The sequence below is a fragment of the Vibrio sp. 2132-1 genome (assembly GCF_033344315.1).
This window is the reverse complement of the sequence record NZ_JAWPON010000132.1, coordinates 1-956: the sequence shown is the minus strand read 5'-3', so window position 1 is coordinate 956 and position 956 is coordinate 1. Positions and strand designations below refer to the sequence as shown.

At 40.6% G+C, this 956-nt stretch carries 1 protein-coding gene; it reads right to left on the bottom strand.

Going from position 1 to position 956, the window contains the following annotated elements:
* Positions 1–956 (bottom strand): GNVR domain-containing protein (locus R8N47_RS23925; RefSeq protein ID WP_318185940.1); only part of this gene is annotated, 956 nt, incomplete at both ends.

The window sequence follows — 956 nt, the reverse complement described above, 5'->3', positions numbered from 1 at the left end:
GCCAAGCAGTGTTGCTAGCACAACGATAAGCGCTTTTTTCGGCTTAATTGGCTTAGAGAAAGATTGAGCGCTATCTAAGATTCGAACGTTGCCAACTGTTCCGGCTTTAATAATGTTGAGCTCTTGAACCTTGTTCAATAGTTGGATGTAGATTTGTTGGTTTACTTCTACATCGCGTGTCATACGTAGAACTTCACGCTGTGTTTTCGGTAACTTTTGAACTTGTTTATTAAGACGTTCTTTCTCTTTTAATAGTGTTTCACGTTTATCAAGTAGCGACTTATAAGCTGGGTGATCCTGTGTGAAGCGTTGGCTGATCTCACTTTCTTTGAATGTAAGCTCATTTAGCTGTGCTTCTAACTCAACCATTACTTTCAGCGTTGACTGAGCTTCAAGGCCTAAGTCGATAGATTCATTTTCTTGACGGAACCGATTTAAAACGTCTTCAGAAGCGGTCAGTTTTGTTTTGATGTCTGGGAGGTGACCTTTCAAGAACTCGAGGCTTTGCTCTGCCTCTGCAGAATTTCTTTGAACGTTTTGTAAGAAGTAGTTTTGGCTAATGTCGTTCAAGATATCTTGAATCTTAGCGCGGTCTTCACCAGAGAAGCTTAAAGATATAATCCCGGTTTGCTTACCACGTTCGCTAATCGATAAGTTTTCTTGAAGTTTATTAATTGCATCTAATTTCCTGATTTTGCTGACCGTGAATGAGTCACCAGTTTGAGCCACTAATTCAGTTGCTAAAAATTGGTATCCATTCTTCTCAAGCAGTTCACCAACTCTTCCTTCAAGTACGACACTGCCATTATCCTCAGTTAGCTTGAATGCTTTCTGCTCTGCATCTACAACTTCTAATGTTAGAGGAATTCCGACCGCATAGGATGGAGCGTTAAAACGAGTAACGTTAATGCTAATTTGCTCGCCTTGGATTCGTGCTAAGCCTTTGCCAATGATTG